Annotated in this window: 13 protein-coding genes; 6 read left to right on the top strand and 7 right to left on the bottom strand. The window is 66.6% G+C overall.

The features are described from left to right. Nucleotides 1–108 precede the first annotated feature (108 nt). From JKF87_RS07600 to JKF87_RS07575, 6 genes are all read left to right on the top strand, one after another. Nucleotides 109–3,000, top strand: coding sequence for a TonB-dependent receptor (locus JKF87_RS07600; RefSeq protein WP_201099041.1), 2,892 nt, complete (start codon nt 109–111; stop codon nt 2,998–3,000). Between the two features lie 54 nt (nt 3,001–3,054). Beyond that, nucleotides 3,055–4,320, top strand: a complete 1,266-nt coding sequence (locus JKF87_RS07595; protein ID WP_201099039.1) for an alginate lyase family protein — start codon at nt 3,055–3,057, stop codon at nt 4,318–4,320. Nucleotides 4,321–4,413: 93 nt separating this feature from the next. Further along, nucleotides 4,414–4,935, top strand: coding sequence for an RNA polymerase sigma factor (locus JKF87_RS07590; RefSeq protein WP_201099037.1), 522 nt, complete (start codon nt 4,414–4,416; stop codon nt 4,933–4,935). 37 nt (nt 4,936–4,972) lie between these two features. Next, nucleotides 4,973–5,914, top strand: a complete 942-nt coding sequence (locus JKF87_RS07585; RefSeq protein WP_201099036.1) for a FecR family protein — start codon at nt 4,973–4,975, stop codon at nt 5,912–5,914. Continuing rightward, nucleotides 5,911–8,223, top strand: a complete 2,313-nt coding sequence (locus tag JKF87_RS07580) for a TonB-dependent receptor domain-containing protein (protein ID WP_201099034.1) — start codon at nt 5,911–5,913, stop codon at nt 8,221–8,223. Before JKF87_RS07585 ends, JKF87_RS07580 begins: the two co-directional genes overlap by 4 nt. A gap of 82 nt (nt 8,224–8,305) precedes the next feature. After that, nucleotides 8,306–8,836: an Ada metal-binding domain-containing protein gene (locus tag JKF87_RS07575; RefSeq protein WP_201099032.1), complete on the top strand. Its 531-nt coding sequence runs from the start codon at nt 8,306–8,308 to the stop codon at nt 8,834–8,836. Here the strand turns inward: JKF87_RS07575 and JKF87_RS07570 are convergent. From JKF87_RS07570 to JKF87_RS07540, 7 genes are all read right to left on the bottom strand, one after another. Next, the gene (locus JKF87_RS07570) at nt 8,765–9,814 is read right to left on the bottom strand and encodes an isopenicillin N synthase family dioxygenase (protein ID WP_201099030.1); all 1,050 of its coding nucleotides are present in this window, start codon (nt 9,812–9,814) and stop codon (nt 8,765–8,767) included. The two genes, JKF87_RS07575 and JKF87_RS07570, sit on opposite strands and share 72 nt — an antisense overlap. A 115-nt stretch (nt 9,815–9,929) precedes the next feature. Beyond that, the gene (locus JKF87_RS07565) at nt 9,930–10,592 is read right to left on the bottom strand and encodes an epoxyqueuosine reductase QueH (RefSeq protein WP_201099028.1); all 663 of its coding nucleotides are present in this window, start codon (nt 10,590–10,592) and stop codon (nt 9,930–9,932) included. 151 nt (nt 10,593–10,743) lie between these two features. Further along, nucleotides 10,744–13,716 carry a TonB-dependent receptor gene (locus JKF87_RS07560; RefSeq protein WP_236261206.1) on the bottom strand — a complete coding sequence of 991 codons (2,973 nt, stop codon included), beginning with the start codon at nt 13,714–13,716 and terminating at the stop codon, nt 10,744–10,746. Nucleotides 13,717–13,800: 84 nt separating this feature from the next. After that, nucleotides 13,801–14,793, bottom strand: coding sequence for a FecR family protein (locus JKF87_RS07555; protein WP_201099026.1), 993 nt, complete (start codon nt 14,791–14,793; stop codon nt 13,801–13,803). An 87-nt stretch (nt 14,794–14,880) separates the two neighbouring features. Further along, on the bottom strand, nt 14,881–15,486 hold the full coding sequence (locus JKF87_RS07550; RefSeq protein WP_201099024.1) for an RNA polymerase sigma factor: 606 nt from the start codon (nt 15,484–15,486) through the stop codon (nt 14,881–14,883). A gap of 16 nt (nt 15,487–15,502) precedes the next feature. After that, the gene (locus JKF87_RS07545; protein WP_201099022.1) at nt 15,503–18,250 is read right to left on the bottom strand and encodes a TonB-dependent receptor; all 2,748 of its coding nucleotides are present in this window, start codon (nt 18,248–18,250) and stop codon (nt 15,503–15,505) included. Nucleotides 18,251–18,336: 86 nt separating this feature from the next. After that, nucleotides 18,337–20,163 (bottom strand): Ca2+-dependent phosphoinositide-specific phospholipase C, encoded by a 1,827-nt coding sequence (locus JKF87_RS07540; RefSeq protein ID WP_201099020.1) that lies wholly within the window; start codon nt 20,161–20,163, stop codon nt 18,337–18,339. Nucleotides 20,164–20,240 lie beyond the last annotated feature (77 nt).

The following is a 20,240-nucleotide window of genomic DNA, read 5'->3' as shown; positions in this document are numbered from 1 at the left end:
TCTGGCTCGACCAATCTTGCCACCGGTGTCATTTCCGGTCTAGCCTACGCGACGATACGACGCTCGATCCACGAGCGCGGACCGGAAACGCTCAAGATTGGGGATCCCATGTTCAACCACACGAGACGCCTGCGCACTGTGTTGCTGGCCTCCGCGGCGCTCGCGGTCGTCGCAGCGCCTGCACTGGCGCAGGAAGCCGCAGCCACCGCTCAACCCGCGCCGCAGGAGGATCAGACCGATGTTGGGGACGTCGTCGTCACCGGCCTGCGCGCCACGCAACGCAGCTCTATCGAGTTCAAACGCAGCTCGGCGGTCATCGTCGACGCCATCATCAATGACGAGATCGGCTCCCTGCCCGACAACTCGGTCGGCGACACGCTTGAGCGCGTGACAGGGGTCACCGCCGACCGTTTCAAGGGCAACGCCAACGAACTGTCTGTGCGCGGCCTTGGCCCGACCCTCAGCTTCTCCACCTTCAACGGGCGTGAGGTCTCCACCGCTGGTCCCGACCGTTCGGTGGCGTTCCAGCAGTTCCCGTCCGAACTGGTCAACGGCGTGCTGGTGTACAAGACCCAGCAGGCCGACTTCGTCGACGGCGGCATCGCCGGCGTGATCGAGCTGCGCTCCATCCGCCCGCTGGAAGCCAAACCCCGCCTGCAGTTCGAATATCGCGGCGTTTATCAGGAAAAGGATGACGCCATCCACGGCCGCGACGGCATGGGCTACCGCGCCAACCTGTCCTGGACCAACCGCTGGCTGAACACCCGCGCGGGCGACTTCGGCCTGAGCGTCGGCTATCAGCACCAGGACCAGGCGTCGCCGGAAGACTACTACACCACAAACTCGGCCTTCATCCCGTGCAACACGGATGCGGTGAACCCGACGGTGATCACCGGCACCTCGGCTGTCCAGACCGCGGCTGGGACCAGCTTCAACTGCGGCCTGCGCGACAAACTGACGGCGGCCCAACGTGCGGGCACGACGGAATCGCCGCTGTATTTCGCCACCACCTCGCGCACCTTCCGCCAGATCGCGACCAAGGAGACGCGCGACGGCTTCATGGGTTCGCTGCAATGGCGTCCGTCCGAGCGCCTCGACTTCCTGTTCGACAGTCAATACTCCAAGCGCTCCAGCCTCGAAAACCGCAACCAGCTGGCCATCACCGAAGCGGCGCGCGGCATTGATCCGATCATCATCGGCGACGGCGGTCGATACAGCGAAGGCGCCCTGATTTCGTATCGCGGCAACTCAAACGTGGAGGTCCAGAACGAGGACCGCCTGCGCGACGAAGAGTACAAGGCGGCGGGTCTTTCGGCCCGCTGGAACGGTGACCGGCTGCGCCTGTCGGGCGATGTCTCCTATTCGGAATCGCACCGTGTCGAGACGCAGAAGTCGACCAACATGCGGTCGCCGACGCGTGTGGTCTATACGCTGGACGCGTCTGACGACGTGGTCCCGACCTTTGATTTCGGCAACTTCGACATCACCGATCCGTCGTCCTTCCTGACGACGACTGTAGCAGCCAACACCAACTACGCCCGTTACCGCCGCGCGACCGACCGCAAGGACGAGTTGGCGGCGGTCCGTTTCGACGGCGTCTATGACCTGTCGCAGACCGGCTTCTTCCGCAGCCTGAACGCGGGCGTCCGTTATTCGGAACACACCCGCAAGACCGACCTGGCCAACAACGGCGACGTCAACATCCCGATCGCCCGTGACGGCATGACCGCCGCCCAGATCGTGGCCCAGGCCAACCAGAACTGCCGCCTGGCCTTCCCGGCTTCGGAGTTCATGACCCAGTCCTCGACGAACATCCGCAAATGGGCGACGTTCGATAACGACTGCCTGTTCCGCGCCTATACGGGGCGCGACACCAACCCGCTGATGGAGGACTCGCGCGGTCCTGAGGACATCAACGTCAAGGAGACGATCAGCGCCGTCTATCTGATGACCACCTTCGGCGGCGAGCTGCGCAACACGCCCTTCACCGGCAACTTCGGCGTCCGCTATGTGAAGACCGAAGTGGACTCGCGCGGTTACCGTTCCGAGGTTCTGGTCACCCCGTCCGTCGGCGGCTCTGCGGCGACCATCGTCACCGTTCCGGGCACGCTGAGCGAAATCCGCGGCACGGGCGACTATGACTACTGGCTGCCCAGCGCCAACGTGAACTTCGACCTCAACGACAGGACCCGGCTGCGGTTCGGCGCATCGCGCTCCATCGCCCGCGCAGGCATCGAAGACTTCAATGTCGGCATCAACCCGCAGCCGGACACGACCGCGACCACGGTGCAGGGCGTTCTGGCCAACTCCCAGACCGGCAACCCCAATCTGAAGCCGCTGGACAGCTGGAACCTGGATGCGTCGCTGGAATACTATCTGAACCGCGACACGGCCTTCTCGTTCGCGGTCTATCACAAGTGGATCAAGAACGCCTCGTTCGACGCGGTCCAGCCCTTCACCACCTCGATCATCGCCAATGGCGTGGAGACGACCTTCAACGCCGTCGCCCCCGCCAACGATCCGACGCAGCGCCAGCTGACCGGGTTCGAGATCACCGGCAGCACCGTCTTCAGCCAGCTGCCCGGTCTGTGGTCAGGCCTGGGCGTCAGCGGCGGCTACAACTATGCCGACGCCGACTTCGAGTTCCCAGACCCGTCCACCGTCGGCCCCTATGTGGATACAGCCGGTCTGCGCGGCCTGTCACGTCACAACGCCAACGCCTCAGTGTTCTGGGAAGGCGCGGGCCTGCAACTGCGCGCCGCCTACCGCTATCGGTCGGAGTATTCCAAGCCGAACAGCAACACCAACCGCAGCGTTCGCGGCTCCGGCATCCTGAACCTGTCGGCCAACTACAACATCAACCGCAATGTGCAGCTGAAGCTGCAGGCGCTGAACGTCACCAACGCCCGCGACATCATGTACAAGCCCGGCTACGACGCCGTCACCGAGGTGAGCGAGGGCAACACCCAGTATTACTTCGGCGTACGCTTCCGTTACTGACCCTAACGCCCGGCCGTCGTGCAGTCAGCGCGACGGCCGGCCAGGATTGCCAGCATGAACCGTCTGATCTCCTCGCTTGCGGCCATCGGCGTCGCCTGCACCGCCCTGCCCGCCGTCGCCCAGAGCCCTGTTGCGCCCGTCTGCGACGGATCGGCCGGATATTCGGCCGCGTTCGACGGCCGCCGCACCTTTCTGTGGCGTCCGGACTGGCTGACCACCATCAAGTCGCGCCTTTCCGACGACGCCTCGCTTCAGCCCGCGTGGACAGCATTGAAGGCCCGCGCCGACGCTGCCCTGACGCGCGAACCCTATACGGTCGTCACCAAGACCATGACGCCCGCCAGCGGCGACAAGCACGACTATATGAGCATGGGCCCCTACTGGTGGCCAGATCGCTCCAAGCCGCACGGCCTGCCCTATGTGCGCCGCGACGGCCAGTTCAACCCCGAGAAGGACACCAAGGCCTTCGACGTCTCCAGCCTGGAGGGCATGAGCCAGGATGTTCAAGCCCTGGCCCTGGCCCACTATTTCACCGGCGATCCCCGCTACGCCGCCAAGGCGGGCGAGATGATCCGCGTGTGGTTCCTTGATCCCGCCACCAAGATGAACCCCAACTTCAACCACGGCCAGGCCGTGCCGGGCCGCGTGTCTGGCCGCGCCGAGGGCGTCATCGACGCCCACCGCCTGGTCCGCGTGGTCGAGGCGGCGGGCCTTTTGCTGCCCACCGACGCCCTGACGCGGGAAGAGAACGAGGCGCTTCAGGACTGGTTCGGCGAACTGGTGCAGTGGATGGCGACCAGCACCATCGGCCGTCAGGAGCGGGCCGCAGAGAACAACCACGGCCTCTACTACGACACCCTGATCACCCACTTCGCCCTGTTCGCGGGCATGGATGATGCGGCCCAGGCCGTGGCCGAACGCGCCAAGACCCGGCGTCTGGCGGCCCAGATCGACCCGGACGGCAGCCTGCCCAAGGAACTGACCCGGACCCGGTCGCTTCACTATACGACCTGGACCCTGACGGCCGCCTTCGATCTGGCGGACGAGGCCCGCTGCGTCGGCGTGGACCTGTGGAACTATCGCTCCGAGGACGGGCGGTCGCTGCACGGCGCCGCCGACTTTGTCGCGGCTTACGCCGGTCGCGAACAGGAGTGGCTCTGGCCCGAGCTGAACAAGGCCGAAACTGACGGCATGTATGAAGTGCTGCAACGCGCCGCCTGGGCGTGGGACGATCCGTCCTATGCGGCGAAGGCCGCCCTGTACGCCGAACGCAACGCCGACATCAGTCTGAACCTGCGCGTGCCGCCCTACGCGCAATGAGGCGGTGAAACACCGTCCGCCGCCAGCCTGGGCGGCGGACGGACGGATCGCTACGGTTGCCACCCGATACGGGCCAGGGCTATGGCGGGGGTGATGAGCGGGTCGCCTGACATTCCGGCTGCTGGGTTAAAGGCTGTCTTCAACGAGATGCGCCCGGCCCTGATCCGTCGCGCCCAGGCGATGGGCGTGGGCGGCGACGCAGAGGATGTGGTTCAGGACGTCTGGCTGAAGCTGCAAACAACCAACGGTCCGGTCGCCAGTCCCCACGCCTATCTGCTGCGCATGGTCTATACGGCGGTGCTGGACCGTAAGCGCGGCGCCAGACGGGCCGCGGCGCGCGACGCAGAATGGGCGACGCCCGCCAACCTGCCGCAGGACAGCATCGCATCCGCCGAGGCCGAACGCCGTCTGATGGCCGTGCAGCTTCTGGCCAAGGTCGAGGCGCGGCTGTCGGATCTGGGTGATCCGGCGGCGGCCATCTTTCGTCGTCACCGCATCGACGGCCTGACCCAGCGCCGCATCGCCGAGGAGTTCGGCATGGGTCTGAGCACCGTCGAAAAGCATCTTCGCCGAGCCTATGCGGCAATTCTGGACCTTGAGGGGGACAGACCGTGAGGCAAATCGCAAGGCGCGGCGTCCTAGGGGCATGGGGATGACCATTTCAGAAAGAAATGTCGACCGGGAGGCTCTGGACTGGCTGGTTCAGGTCAATGATCCCGGCTTCGATCAATGGGACGCGTGGGACGCCTGGATGGCGGCCGATGGTCGAAACGCCGAGGCCTATTGGCGGCTGGCGGGGGCCGAGGCCGACGCCGTCGAGGCGTTGAAGAGCGCGCCCGTGCGTATCGTCGCCCCGCGCCCGGGCGGGATCGGCCGCCTGCCGCGTCGATCGCTGGCGGCGGTCGCGGCGGCACTGGCCGCTGTGGCCATCGGCGGCGTCTGGTTCGCAAACAGCCAGCGCGCCCAGCCGTGGACGGTCGAGACGGCGCCGGGCGAACAGCACACCCTGACCCTGGCCGACGGCTCCGTCGTCTCGCTGGACGGCGACACGCGATTGGCGATGGACCGGCGCAAGCCGCGCGACGTGCGGCTGGAAGGCGGACGCGCCCTGTTCACCGTCGTGCATGATGACGCCCATCCGTTCGTGGTGGTCGTAGGCCAGACCACCCTGACCGACCTGGGCACCGTCTTCGACGTGACCCAGTTGCAGGACGGGGTGCGGGTGTCCGTGTCCGAAGGCAGCGTGCGCGTGGACGCCCCCGCCGACACCGCGACCCTGAACCCCGGCGACAGCGTGATCGCGACCCCGCGCGGTCTGGATCGGCGCACCCTGTCGCCCGATGACGTCGCCGCTTGGCGCGAGGGACGGCTGACCTATGCCGACGAGGCCCTGGGCGTCGTGGCCCAAGATCTGGCGCGAGCGCTGAACCGGCCCATCACCGTCTCCCCCGCCCTGTCGGGCCGCCGGTTCAGCGGCAGCCTGACCACCCGCGCCGCGCCTGAAGATCAGAGGGGGCGTCTGTCGCGTCTGCTCGACGTCTCTGTCGTCGATGAAGGCGCGGGCTGGAGGCTGGAGCCGAGACCGGCCTCGTGAGCGTCGCGGCTGTCGTGGTTGCAGGGATGCTGGCCGCACAGGCCGGCGCGCCGCAGACCTTTTCGGTCGGCGCAGGCCCGGCTACGCAGTCGATCAACAGGCTGTCGGCGCAGGCGGGCGTCGATGTGGCCATCGCCATCGACCTGAGCGAACGCAGGACGCCGGAGCTGCGGGGCCGCATGACCCTCGATGCGGCGTTCGAACGCCTGCTGCAGCCGCTGGGCGCGCGCGCTGTGCTGATCGGCGAGAACGCCTACCGCATCGAGGCCGCGCTCCGCCGGACGCCGCCGCCCACGCCCCCGACGCCGACGCCGGTCACGACCCAGCTCAGCGAAATCGTCGTCACCGCCGCGCCTCCGGTCGGCCTGTCCCAGGCGTCGGGACGCACCCCGGTCGACAATGGCGCGCTGGAAAGGTTCGAGGGCGCCGCAACCAGCGATGCGGTCGCGGACCTGACCGCCACCGTCGATTCCACGCGCCAGGGCACAGGCCGCAACAAGCTGTTCGTTCGCGGCCTGGCGGACTCGGCCATGAATGGTCCGCTGCAGGCGACGGTGGGACAGTATCTGGGTGATCTGCGCCTCAGCTTCGGCTCGCCCGACCCGGATCTGGCCCTGGTCGACATCCGCCGCATCGAGGTGTTTGAAGGCCCGCAAGGCACCCGTTTCGGCGTCGGCGCCATCGGCGGCGTGCTGCGCATCGAACCGGCGGCGCCGGATCTGGAAGAGGCGTCCGGTCGTCTGATCCTGGGGGGCGGCGCGACATCAGGCGGCGCCGACAGCAGTGATGTCGCGGTCGTTCTCAATCAACCCCTGGGAGAACAGGCGGCGGGACGTCTGGTGGCCTATGCCCGTCGCGACGGCGGTTTTCTGGACAATCCGACCCTAGGCCTGCGCAACGCCGATTACGTGGATACGACGGGCGCGCGCGGGACCCTGCGGTGGACCAATGGCGACTGGACCATCGATGTGGTCGGCGTGGCACAGAAGGTTCAGGCCGGAGACGCCCAGACGATCGCCGTCGACAGCGCGCGCCTGCTCAAGACAGGCCGGGTGCGCGAACCCTATTCCAGCACCATCGCCCTAGCCGGCGTCACCGCCCGCCGGTGGCTGGGCTCGGCGCGGCTGACCTCGGCGACCAGCGTGTCGCGGCACAGGCTGGATGAAAGGTTCGACGCCACCCTAACCGGCGACATCTATCCCGCCGCCGTTGATCGCACCCAGACCGCCTCCAGCGCCTCATCCGAACTGCGGATCGACATGGCGCCGTCGCGGGGCCTGACCTGGTCTGGCGGGGCCGCCATCGCCTTTGGAGAAACCACGGTCGAACGTCGCCGTCAGACCGTCATGACGACGCTGACCCCGGCCTATGGCGCGGACCTGAAACGCACCTTCGCCGAAGTCACGGCCTTTGGAGAAGCCTCGGTCGCGCCGGCCCCGAACTGGCGATTTGCGGTCGGCGCACGCCTGTCCGGCACCCGCATCGACAACGACATTCTGGTGGTCGCAGCCGATTTCCGGGGCAAGGAGCGCGACCACCACGGCATCAACTATCGCCTCAGCCCCAGCCTGTCTGCACGCTGGGACGTAACGCCGGAAACCACCGTCTTCGCCCGGCTGGAGCAGGCGGTGCGGCCCGCCGGGGTCAATGAGGCGAACGGCGCCTTCGAACGCTATCAGGGCGACCGGGTCACCCTGCTGGAGCTGGGGGCGCGGACCTATGAGGCCTGGCATGGGCTGACGGGCGAAGTCTCCGCCGGGTGGATGGACTGGCGCGATGTTCAGGCCGACATCATCACGCCGGGCGGCGACATGGTCACCGACAACGTCGGCGACGGCGTGATCAAGTTCGTGTCGGTGAAGGCCGCCTGGCGGCCCACGGACGGACTGGACATCTCCGGCGGCCTGTTCCTGAACGACAGCCAGCTGACGCCGACGCGCATCGGCGTCATCGGCGCGGGCAAGGGCGATATTCCCAACGTCGCGCCGATCGGCGGACAGGTCAGTTTCGACTATCAGCCCGGACAGGTTGCGGGTCTGCCGCTGCGGCTGGGCGCCGACTTCCGCTATGTGGGCCGGTCGCGGCTGGGCGTCGGCGTGGGGCTGGACGTGCCGCAGGGTGGTTATCTGCTGTCGGCCCTGACGGCGCGGCTGGGCGACGACCGCCGCGCCTTCACCCTGCGCGTCTCCAATCCCATGGATGTGACGGGCATTCGTTACGGCATCGGCTCGCCGTATCAGCTGTCCCAGCCCCAGGCCGTGCCGTTGCGCCCGCTGACCGTGCGGTTGGGTTTCGAGGCCACGTTCTGAAGAAAAAATGGTCCGGCCGTAAGGCTGTCCGCGCCCGTCGGCGTCCTTGGTTCATGTAACCGCGCCCATAGGGATTTTCGCCATGGACCAAGTCACCCGCCGTTTCGACGCCGTATCCGACAAGAGCCTGCGAGGCCGCCGTCTGGCCCAGTTGATGCGCCGCGACCCGAGCGCCGAAGGCCAGTTCTGGTATTCGGTCATCACCACCGGGGTCTATTGCCGCCCGACCTGCCCGGCCCGCCACGCCCTGCCCGACAACATCCGGCTGCATGAGACGCTGACCGAAGCCCGCGCCACGGGCTTTCGACCCTGCCGCCGCTGCAATCCCGAAGGCGCGTCTCTAGCGCAGAAGCACGACGTCCTGATCCAGACCGCCTGCGAGATGCTGAGCGTCGAGGGACGCGCGCCTTCATCGCAGAAGGTGGCCAGCGCGGTCGGGCTGAGCCGCTCGCATTTCCACAAGCTGTTCCGCCAGACCACCGGAACCACGCCGTCCGCCTATGCGAAATCATTGCGTGCGACGGCGGCCCGCAGCCGCCCCCTAACCGCCCGCAGGTCGTTCGATCAGGTCCAGGACATCCGCATAATGGGCGGCGGCGACGTCCGGGTGTGAGCGCAGACGGCTTTTCAACTGGTTCTGGCCGACCTCGCGGAAGATGGGGTTCAGCGGATCGACCGACAGGCCACGCTCGGCCCGCTTCAGGTCATCCGACAGGGGAATGACCGGCACCACGGCGTCAGGCCGCGAGCCCAGGAAGAAGGCGACCGAGAACCGCTCATCCCCCGCAGGCGGCGCCACCACGTCGTGGATGGCGGCGCGGACCAGACCGTTGGTCGCCAACTCCAGCAGTTCGCCCGCATTGATGACGAAGGTTCCCGGCACGGGCGGCGCCGCGATCCATGATCCATCATCCGCTTGGACCCGCAGGCCCGGCGTCGTGTCCTGCAACAGGACGGTGACGAAACCGCCGTCGCGATGGGCGCCGACGCCCTGGTCGGTTTCAGCCACATCCCGCCCCGGATAGCGGATGATCTTCGTCAGTTGCGACGGACCGGGTTCATAGATTTCGGCGAAGGCGTTTTCCGGCTGCCCCAGAGCGACGGCGATGGCGTTCAGCAGTTCGATGCCCACCCGCGTCACCTCGGCCTGATAGGCCAGCAGGACCGGCTTCAGCTCCGGCATGGCGTCCGGCCACAGGTTCGGCCCTTGCAGACGCCGCCATGCAGGCGTGTCTGGCCCGACCGGATAGGGCGCGGCCTCGGTGTTGATGTCCAGTTGCTCGCGCCAGTCCTGCTGGCCCCGCGTCAGCTCCAGCCCTGCACGGTTGTACCCTCGAAAATGCGGCGACCTGACCATCTCGATCTGCAGCTTGTCATCCAGCGGCAGGGCGAAGAACCGTTTCGACGCCGCCAGAACCCGATCAATCAAGACCTGATCAACGCCGTGCCCGGTCAGATACAGGAAGCCCTGCTGATACAGCACCTCCAGCAGGTCAGTCAGAAACGCATCGCGCCGTTGCGGCCCGGCATGGAAGTCCGACAGGTCCAGCGTCGTCAGCGACGGCGCATCGGCGGGCAAGGCTTCACTCATGACGCACGCAGGTTGGTTGAGGTTTCAGCACAGCCTGTCGGCGACTATGGCGCCCGCCGCAAATCATCATCCGTGGCGGGACTGGCAGGAAAAATCGCCAGTGTCCCGGCCTGCGTCACTCGCCCTTGTCGATGACCCGATAGAACTGGGTGCCCAGTTCGATGGATTTCCGCCCCGTCTCGCGGCGGTGAAGATTGGTGTCGCGCAGGGAATAGACGCAGCCGCAGTATTCCTGCTGATAGAACTCTTCGCGCTTGGAGATTTCGACCATCCGCGCCGCGCCGCCGCCCTTGCGCCAGTTGTAGTCCCAGTAGGACAGGCCCTCATAAGGCGCGACGGCCCGTTCGCCGCAGCCATTGATCTGGTTCATGTCCTTCCAGCGGCTGATGCCCAGGCTGGAGGTCATCACCGGAAAACCGTGCTCATGCGCATACAGGGCCGTACGTTCGAACCGCATGTCGAAACACATGGTGCAGCGGATGCCGCGCTCGGGCTCCCACTCCATGCCCTTGGCGCGCGCGAACCAGTTGTCCTTGTCATAGTCGGCGTCGATGAAGGGCACGCCGTGTTTCTCGGCGAAGCGCACGTTCTCGTCCTTGCGGAGCAGGTATTCCTTCTCCGGGTGGATGTTCGGATTGTAGAAGAAGATCGTGTAGTCGACGCCAGAGGCCAGCATGGCCTCCATCACCTCGCCCGAGCACGGCGCGCAGCACGAATGCAGCAGCACCTTCTTCTCACCACCGGGTGGCGTCAGGACGGGACGTTCAAAATCGCTCATGGCGCGGGGCTGTAGCATACCGCTAAGGCAGGTTCAGCCCCAAGCCGAGATTGACTGGTTCAATCGATATGCAACCTAAATCGTCATTCCGGGGCGTCCGAAGGACGAACCCGGAAGCCAGCCCCGGAATGACGAGTCGATTGGACCTGACTTACATTGACCAGCGCAGGCTGACGGTCAGGCTGCGGCCGACCCGGCCCAATTGCAGCAGGCGCGACTTGTCGCCCTCATTGGCCAGGTCGGTCGTGTCGGTCAGGTTCGAGGCTGCCACCACGATCTGGGCGCCGGGCGTAAGGTCATAGCTGGCCTGAGCGTCCAGATAGCCGGCTGAGGCGATGATGAAGTTCGACACGCCGCCGCCCTGCATGTCGGCCTCTGACTTGAAGGCCGACCGCCACGACCACGACAGGCCCGCGGACACCGGTCCGCGCTCGAAAAACGGATTGATCGAATAGGCCAGGTCGGACACGCCGGTCAGGCGCGTCTCGCCATTCGGGCCTCGACTGTCGGTCCAGGTCGCGCTGGCCCACAGGCCGAAGCCGGACGCCAGTTTCTTGTGCAGCCCCAGTTCAAGCCCGCGGCTCTCGGCCCGGCCCAGATTGCGCGGACGCAGCATCGACACCTGCGCCTGAACCAGAGGCCCGGCGCGTGTTTCAAAGATCAAAACCTCGGGCGCGGCGACCAGGGCGATGAAATCGTCGATCCGCTTGTGGAACACCGCAACGCTGAGCGCGCCGTCCGTGAAGCTCCACTCATAGGACAGGTCCAGATTGGTCGAAATGTAGGGTTTAAGCGCCGGATTGCCGCCGATGCCGCTGAAGATGGTCCCCGGCGACGGATCGTCGATCTCGGCCTGCCCGCGCTCATAGATGCTGGAGACCAGCATGCTGGCAGGCGCGGTCGCCAGCCGCAGGTCGGCCAGCGACGGCCGTGTCATGGTGCGCGAGGCGGCCAGACGCAGGCGTCTATGCGGGTCCAGATCAAAGGCGATATTGGCGCTGGGCAGCAACAGGGTCGCCTCCCCCGCATGGGACACAGGACGGATGGCCAGCGCCCCTTGGGGGCCAGCCTCCAGCAACGCGCCGTCCACGCCGGTGCGGGTGCTCACTGCGCGCAGACCGAAGTTGCCGAAAAAGGGCGCGGCGCCTGCCGACCCGTCGAAATCCAGCCTTACATAGGCCGCCCCGACGCGTTCAGACACGGCGTAGGAGTTCTGCAGATCGGCGCCCGTCGGGGTCAGATCGCGCGGCAGAACCATGATCCCGTCATGCTCGTTCGGAATGATGAAGGCGTCGCGGAACCGGGCGAAATCCGCCGTCGCCCAGCCGCCCGGATGTTGACCGATCAGGCCGTCGAACACGCCCTTGGGCGTCCGCATTCCCATGAAGTCGGCGGTGAAGACCGCGCCCGGCCGCAGGATCGCCTCGCGGTCGCGACGCTGATAATCGCGGCTGCGGTCGCTGAACTGCAGGCCCAGCCGCAACTCCGACAGGCGGATCAGCCCCGCGTCGATGTTCAGCCCCCGCCGTGCATCGGCCATCAGGGTCAGATCGTCATCGACGGACTCGATGGCGCGAACGCCCATCTTCTGGCTTCGCAGAGCGGCGGGATCCAGCAGGTCCAGGCTCGTGGTGATGCTGGGCGCCCGGCGGCTGTCCACCGCGCCGTCCAGATCGACGGCGTAGGCGACCTTCTGGGCGGACTGGGCGTAAATTCGCTCCAGCGGCGTATCCAGCCGCGACCGGGCGCTGGAGGCCGATACGCGCGGCGTCACCAGCCAGCCGCCCAAGGCGAACTCGACGCTGGCCGAGACGATCAGGTTCAGGTGCGACTGCTGCGAAAACTCGGTGTTGTTGTCGATGCGGGCCGCAGGGATGACGCCCCCTACCACGACGCCGTCGCGCACCGTCGCCGTGGCGCCCGGCTCCATCAGACGCTCGCCCAGACCATAGACAAGCCGATCCTCGCGGATGACGTTGTCGAAGGCGGAAATCAGGCTGTTGAAACTGAACCGGGTTGTCGGCGAAGCGGCCCAGTCGCCGCCAAGAAACAGGCTGCGTCGGCGGCGATCCTCCTGCTCGACCGTGGTGCGGACATCGCTGGGCGCGGCGACCTTGCGCCCGTCCAGCATCAGGTCGCCATACCTCTGGATCTGGAAACGGTCATAGACGACCGAACGTTCTTCCTGCGCCAGCCCGCCGACCAGACCCCAGTCGCCATTCTTCGACACCATCCGACCGGCGACCGAGACATCGGGGCGGACGGCGCGCGCCCGGTCCTCGACCGCCCCGCCCGCGCGCAGGCTGAGGAAGGGATCGCCGCCCAGGCCGCTGATGGTCTCGATATTGATGTTGGAGCCGATGCCGCCCTCGATCAGGTCAGGCGTGGCGGACTTGGTGACCTGGGCGCCCGCCAGCAGTTCGGCGGACAGGGCGCGGAAACGGAACTGGCGTCCGCTCTGGGTCGAGTTGCGGATGTTCTCGTTGAAGGCGACCGGCGCCCCGTTCAGGGTCACCGACTGGAACAGCGGCCCCAGACCGCGCACGCTGACGAACTGGCCCTCGCCCACCTCGCGTTCGATGGCGACGCCGGGGACGCGTTGCAGGGCCTCGGCCAGATTGGCGGCGGGCAGTTCGCCGATCCGCGCGGCTGAGGCGCTGTCGGAGATCACATCGGCCTGACGCTTGCGTCGTAGGGATTCCTCGACCTGACCCGCAAACCGCCCGACCACCTCGACCGGCGCCAGTTCGGACGGTTCGACGACCACCAGGGCGACAGGCGCTGTCCTTGCCGGTTCGACCCAGACCCGCAATCCGCGCGCGCCCACGAACCGATAGCGCAGCGGCGTGTCGCGCAACATTTCGGCGACAGCAGCGCGCCAACCCATCCGCCCCCGCACCGCATGGCTTGGCAGCGTGCGGCCCGGCGGGGCGACAAAGGCCAGTTCGCATCCGGCGGAAAGGCACAGATCGACAAGAGCGCGGCGCGCGTCCTGAGCCGGAATGTCAAAGGCCTGGACCACGCCGTCCTGCGCCCACACCACAGTCGGCGCGCCAGCCGCAGCGATGGCGACAAACAGGCCGCACAGAAAACCGGTCGGCCGCGACTGTGCGAACGGTTTCAAGCGCGGCAGGCCCTGTGACTGGAGAGAGATAAGGTTCGTGAGGCCGCCTTACCGCGCTGGCGTGACAGCTCTGCGATACGCCCTCTATTCCGCGCGGATCAGGATGCGACCATCGGCCTGTTTCTCGGCCCTGACGGGCAGAAGCTGGCCCATGCGGTCGATCAGGGCGCCGTCGCCCTCCAGCGGCAGGACGGCCGTAACCCGCAGACGCGCAAGACGTGGATCGGCGATGACCAACGGCTGGCCGACATAACGTTCGACCTCGCCCGCCACCGTCGACAGCGGCGCGTCATGGAAGACCAGGCGCCGTTCGCGCCAGGCGCTCATCACCTCCACATCCGCCTCAGCCAGTTTGACCGTCGGCTGACCGACCGAGAAATCGGCGCTCTGCCCCGCGGTCATCCGCACGGCGTCATCCAACGCATGGGGCTGGCGCACGTCGCGGCGACCGATGGCGACATGGCCTTCCAGCAGCGAGACCTCGGCCCGGTCATGACGCAGGGCGGTGGTGAAACGGGTGCCGGTGACGATGACGTTGCGATCCCCCACCGCGACCTGGAACGGATGGGCGCTGTCATGCACCACGTCGAAATAGGCCGCGCCGCGCGTCAGGGTCACGCGCCGCGCATCCCCCGCCATCGCCACCTCGATGGCCGATCCGGCGTCCAGCGTGGCCCTTGATCCATCGGTTAGAACCACATCCAGAATCTGTCCCGGCGCGCTTTCATAGCGGCGAACCTCGACCGGCGCGGTCGTGAGAAAGGGCGCAGCAAAGACCACCGCCGTCAGACCTGCAGCAACCAGTCCCCCCGCCATCACCCAGCGCCCGCCCGCCCGACGCGACGGCCCGCGACGCAACTGCGCCAGATCAACCGCAAAGGCGCCGCGCAGGCTCTCCAGCGCCGCCAGATCGGCCTTGGCCGCCTGATACTGCTCCAGATGGGCCGCATCTCGCTCCAGCCATTTCAGGAAGGCCGCCTGATCGCGCGCGCCGATGCGCGGCCTGCTCATGCGCGCGAGCCAGGCTTCAGCCGTCCTGGGCTGTCGGTCGAACAGGGCGGTCAGTCGCTCCATCATGGGCGGGTCAATCTCTCCGTGCAGGTCGGCTGCGAACCATCGCGCGCCCGGCCTTCACTCTTCACAACGATCCAGGCGTGCGACACCTCAGTCATCGCGTGATTTCTTCAGTTGGCGGAGGGCTTCCGCGATGTGTTTTTCGACCATGCTGACCGATACGCCCAGCCGTGCGGCGATCTGGCGATAAGTCAGGTCTTCGAACCGATGCAGCAGGAAGGCGTCACGCGTGCGCGGCGGCAGGGCGCGGATCACCCCGGCGGCGGCGGCCAGATTCTGGCGGGTGATGATCCGTTCGTCCGCCGGACGTTCATCGCCCGCGACGGCGCGCGGACCGGCGTCCATGTCGTGAATATCCTCCGGCGCACGGCGGCGGGTTTCGCGCCCCGCAGCCTTCCAGCGGTCGTTCTGGATGTTGCGGGCGATGACGAACAACAGAGGCCGCGCGTCCGGCGTCGCCAGATCGTGACCCGCCCGGTGAAAGCGCACGAAAGCCTCCTGGATCACGTCCTCTGCGTCCTCCAGCGGCTGCCCCTTGCGCTGAAGATAGGCGATCAGGTCCAGGCGCAGCCGTGCGAAGTCCGCCTCGGCCCGAGGCGGCCGACGTAGGGCGTCTGAACGGACGAAACCGCCCCCTCCGATGGAGGGGGCGGCCGCGTCGAGCGTGCTCTCGGGGATTAAGGGCGCGCGTCGCATGGCGTCCACGGCGGGATCAGAACTCCATCCGCAGGCCAAGGTTGATGCGCCGTCCCGACAGTTCGTAGGTCGTCGGGAATGACGGATCCATCGTGTAGCCCGTCGTCGCTTCATCCGTGATGTTGATGCCTTCCAGGCTGACCTGGAAGCGGTCGTTCAGCTTGTAGCTGGCCGAGAAATCGACCTGGCCGTAGCCGTCACGCCAGATCGGGTACATCTCATAGCCGATGCCTTCGACGTACTTGTCCTTGTAGTTATAGGAGACGCGCGCCTGGAAGCTGTCCTTCTCGTAGAACAGGGTGAAGTTGTAGGTGCTGTCGGCCAGACCGATCGGCGGGGTCGGCACGCCGATCTTCGACTGACCGGCCAGGGAACTGTCCAGCGCCGTATAGTTGGCGTTGATCCCGAAGCCTTCTAGCGGGCTGTAGATCAGGCCTAGCGGCACGATGGCCACCAGCTCCACGCCGCTGACGTCATAGGATCCGGGCTGGTTGATCGGCTGATAGACGTCGAAGTCATAGACGCCGTCGACGGTGCCGTTGGCGTTGTATTTGGTCACGCCCTTGACCACGCCTGTCAGGGCCTGACGCACCACGCCCTCGATCTGTTTCGAGAAATAGGAGACGGACAGCAGACCGCCCTGCGGCAGGTATTTCTCCAGACCGACTTCCCATTGTTTGGCGTAGGTTGGACGCAGGTTCGGGTTGCCGTCGGTGAAGCGGTACGAGTTCCAGCTGGCCGTGCGCTTATAGGCCAGATCGGTCAGGGCCGGACGGATCAGCGTCTCTGACGCAGCGGCGCGGAACAGGATGCTGTCGGTCAGTTCGGCGGTGATGTTGAGGCTGGGCAGCAGCTTGTCATAGCCGCCGTCGCTGGACACCGGCTCAGGCGTATAGCCAGTCGAGCCGTTGGGGTTCTGGATCTGGTGATAGCCCGACGAGGTGATGGAGGTGTCGACGTAACGGGCGCCGCCGTTGATCGAAACAGGCACCGAACCGATGTCGAAGTTGAAGTCCGCCATGGCGTAGGCGGCCGTCACCTGCTCCGACACTTCGTAATAATCACCCACGTTGAACGGGGTGTAGAAGCCGTCATAGCGGAAGGTGCGGCGCGCATAGTCGTTCGACACCTGGCTCCAGTTCAGGTCGCGCACGTTGAAGGCGCCGCCCGGAACCAGATCGCCGATCGAGGTCAGTTGGCTCTGTGACATCGGACGACCGACATAGTCGACCTTGCCTGCGCCAGAGCCCTGGATGTTCAGGGCGCCATAGTCACGCTGCTTGGTCTTGTCGGTGTAGCGGGCGCCGAACTGGACGCTGGTCAGGGCCGGGAAGAAGTCCAGGCTCAGGTATTTGGTGAAGTCGACCTGGGCTGCGTACTTGTCGTCGGTGATGTGTTCGAGCGTCGTCTCATAGGCCTCGAACAGGTATTTGTCGGGCGAGTTGTACATGTCGAACCCGCCAGTCGTGGTGCTGGGGATCGTCTCGCCGCCGCGATTGGTCCAGCGCGTCCGCGACGGCGCATAGGCGACGTGTTTCAGGTTCGAGCTGTCCAGCGTCTTGTCCGCACCGGAATAGCCGGCCAGGGCGTGCAGGCGCCAGCTGTCGCCGCTCCAGTTCAACTCGGTTCCGAACTGGCGATAGTCGGTCTTGTTGATCCGCTCCTTGCTCAGCATCTCGTGCTGGGTCGCGGTGTAGGAGACGTCGCGCAGCACCACCATGCCGTACTCGCCCAGGGTGGTCTTGTCGTATTCGTGGATGGTTTCCAGCGTCGAACGGCTGGAGGCCGAATAGGCGGCGGCGTCGTATTCGTCCTCGGTGGTGTCATAGGCGCCGACCATGGCGTCGAAGGCCAGGCTGAAGTTCGACGACGGGCGGTACTGCAGCGAGATCGTGCCCCCCCACTGGTCCTGGGTGTTCAGATAGGCGCGGTCGCCGACCTTGTCCTGGAAGATGATCAGGTCGGTTTCCTTGGCGTTCATCCGGTCCTTGACGACGACCCCAGCGTCGCGCGCCAGCACGTCCACGGCCTGGGTTCCCCGACCGCTGCCCTGGTTCAGGAAGCGGGTCAGGGGGCGGAAGTTGATGCCCGATTCCGAGTCCGTGCGATTGGTGCGGCGCGCGGTCGAGAAGGACACCAGCGCACCCCAGTCGCCCCAGGTGTCGCTGGCCAGGAAGGAGACCTTCGGATCGACCTTTTCCGAGATCGAGTTGTAGGCGCCCTCGACGGCGGCGACGACGCGGCGGCCCTCATAGTCGAACGGGCGGGCGGTCGAGATGTTGACGCTGCCGGCGATGCCGCCTTCCTCGTGCGCCGCCGTGGGCGATTTCTGGACGGTGACCTGCTGGATGATTTCCGAGGCGAAGATGTCGAACTCGACATCGCGGCCGCCGCTGCCCGAGGCCGTGGCCAGTCCGTTGATGCTGACGAAGGTGAACTCGCTGGGCAGGCCGCGCACCATGACGCGCTGCCCCAGACCCTTGTTGCGTTCGATGGTCACGCCCGGCATGCGCTGCAGCGCCTCGGCCAGGTTCTGCTCTGGGAAGTTGGCGACGTCGGTGGCGACGATGGAGTCCGAGAAGCCCACGTTCTTGCGCTTCAGGTCGACCGCCTGTTCCAGGCTGCGGCGATAGCTGCCCGTGACGATGATCTCATCGACATTGGACACGCCTGCATCGGCGGACGCCGCCGTTTGAGCAAAGGCTGCAAAGGGCGACGCCGCCACCAGGGCGAAGGCCGTCGTGCCAAGAATTCTGTTCTTCATTTTGGATAGTCCCCAACCGGTTCTAGGCGCTTCAACGACGCCCGGAAGGGACCCCTCAATGTGTGACAGCGATCTTCATTCAAACTTCACGGCGCTGTCGCGTTCGCGGCTGAACGGGCCGGAATTGCGCGCTTGGCCAGCGCCGCCTGCACCTCGGCGCGGGCCGCCTGCATGTCGCGTTGGAAGACGTCGGAGCGCTGTTCCGCCCCATAGATGACCATGCCCGACAGGATGCCCGCCTTGACTGCGCTGTAGGAGTGCGAACCGCAGACGAAGCGGCTTTCGGCATATTCCCGCCCCCGTTCATACAGGGCGTCGGCCCGCTGGGGCGCCAGTTCCGCCAGCAGCATAGCGACATGAACCCCGTGCGCCGAATGGCCTGATGGATAGTCCGGGTTGCCCGCCAGATGGTCGGTCTTGGCCTCGCAGATCGGCAGGTCCGTGCCGATGTAGGGGCGCTTGGTCGCCCAATAGGTCTTGGCGTCGCCGACGACCCAGCGGTCATAGCCCGCACGACGCAGGATGGCGGTCAGGACCGGCGCCTCGGCCTCGGTCAGACGCACGCCCAGAGCCTCGGCGAAATGGTCGTACATGTCGCCGGTCACGTCGCGCGTCGCCAGCGCCCAGCGCGGCGTGTCCTGCAGGGCGCGCGTCTCGCGGAAGATTTCAGCATTGGCCCGGTCGCGCGCCGAACCCGGCTCAGGCGGCGGGGCCAGCACCTTGGTCAGGTCGGGGCGGTCGCTGGCGGCCAGATAGCCGCGCGGCGTCGCCTCCTCCGTCAACTCCACCGCCAGATCATCACAGCGGTTGGCCGTCCGCACCGGGTTGCAGATGCTGGCCGCCGCACCCACCAGACGCACCTGATAGATCGGGAAACGCGGGTCGGCCCACAGATAGTCGGTCGAGACATATTGCGCGCCGCTGGCGAAGGCGGCGCTGCGGCGGGTCACATCCTCTGCCCTCGCCTCTTTCGTATCGGCGTCGGCGCGGGTGCGGACGATGAAGCCCTGGGCCACGGCGGCGCGGATGCGCGCCTGATCCGCCACAGGGTCGTTCAGGGTCAGATAGGCGGCGGCGGGACTGGCCTCATCCGTGTTGACGAAGACGGCGCGGCCCTGCAGCGATGGTCGGCCTGCGGCATAGGCGGCGACCTTGTCCGGCCCTTCGTCCAGCGCAAAGAAGACCTTGCCCCGCGCTTGGCCCAGCGTCGGCCAGCCGCCCGCCAGCACGCCTTCGCGCAGGGTGGCGTGGCGCCCTCGCACCTGATCGGGCGTGATCAGATGTCCGGCATCGAAGACCGAACGAATCTCCGCATCCAGCGCGTCCCAGGCCGCCGCATCGAAATCCAGCATCGCCACCCCGCCCGGCAGGGAGGCGGCGCCCGTCTTGGCGTTCAGCAGGATCAGGATCGGCGCGTGGTCGGGATGGGCCTGCGACCAGTCGCGGATCTGCTGCAGGCAGGCGACGAAGGTCAGGCAACGGCTGCGGTAGTCCACGTCCGGCATGTGCAAGGTCTTCAGGCCGGGCTGCGACATGGTCTGGACGTAGGCCGGGCTAACCGGCGCCGCCCCGCCGAAGACCGAGCGCGGATGGGCGTAACGTCCGCCCTGCGGGTCGTTCAGCACGTCGATCTCCAGCTGCCGCGCGCCCGCATTCAGCTGGTCCGCCAGCGAAGGGTGCGCGTAATCCAGACCGGCCGCCGCCGGATCGGCCGCGACCATCGCCTGAAGCTCCACCTCTGGAATGGCCAGCTTGTAGGAGTTGTGCGTCCCCACCGTCGTCAGGTCGTTCAGGCGCAGGCTCTGGTCCATCCAGGGCCGTGCACAGGCGTCGCCGCCCGCCGCAATCAGATCGGCTGCGTTGGGATCACAGGCCAGGGCGCTGAACACCAGCGCGGCGACAAGACTGGACATGAGGGGCTCCGTTTGGGGACTGCGCCGCGCGTGGGGAAAGGCCCCTTACGACTCCTCCGTAACAACGACGCTACAGC

Source organism: Brevundimonas nasdae, from assembly GCF_016654005.1.
GTDB lineage: Bacteria > Pseudomonadota > Alphaproteobacteria > Caulobacterales > Caulobacteraceae > Brevundimonas > Brevundimonas nasdae.
The sequence above is the reverse complement of the archived record's forward strand: the minus strand, read 5'-3'. Positions and strand labels throughout refer to the sequence as shown.

Coding starts and splice junctions, on each gene's coding strand:
- JKF87_RS07600 (WP_201099041.1), top strand. CDS start 109: ATGTTCAACCACACGAGACGCCTGCGCACTGTGTTGCTGGCCTCCGCG.
- JKF87_RS07595 (WP_201099039.1), top strand. CDS start 3,055: ATGAACCGTCTGATCTCCTCGCTTGCGGCCATCGGCGTCGCCTGCACC.
- JKF87_RS07590 (WP_201099037.1), top strand. CDS start 4,414: ATGAGCGGGTCGCCTGACATTCCGGCTGCTGGGTTAAAGGCTGTCTTC.
- JKF87_RS07585 (WP_201099036.1), top strand. CDS start 4,973: ATGACCATTTCAGAAAGAAATGTCGACCGGGAGGCTCTGGACTGGCTG.
- JKF87_RS07575 (WP_201099032.1), top strand. CDS start 8,306: ATGGACCAAGTCACCCGCCGTTTCGACGCCGTATCCGACAAGAGCCTG.
- JKF87_RS07570 (WP_201099030.1), bottom strand. CDS start 9,814: ATGAGTGAAGCCTTGCCCGCCGATGCGCCGTCGCTGACGACGCTGGAC.
- JKF87_RS07565 (WP_201099028.1), bottom strand. CDS start 10,592: ATGAGCGATTTTGAACGTCCCGTCCTGACGCCACCCGGTGGTGAGAAG.
- JKF87_RS07555 (WP_201099026.1), bottom strand. CDS start 14,793: ATGATGGAGCGACTGACCGCCCTGTTCGACCGACAGCCCAGGACGGCT.
- JKF87_RS07550 (WP_201099024.1), bottom strand. CDS start 15,486: ATGCGACGCGCGCCCTTAATCCCCGAGAGCACGCTCGACGCGGCCGCC.
- JKF87_RS07545 (WP_201099022.1), bottom strand. CDS start 18,250: ATGAAGAACAGAATTCTTGGCACGACGGCCTTCGCCCTGGTGGCGGCG.
- JKF87_RS07540 (WP_201099020.1), bottom strand. CDS start 20,163: ATGTCCAGTCTTGTCGCCGCGCTGGTGTTCAGCGCCCTGGCCTGTGAT.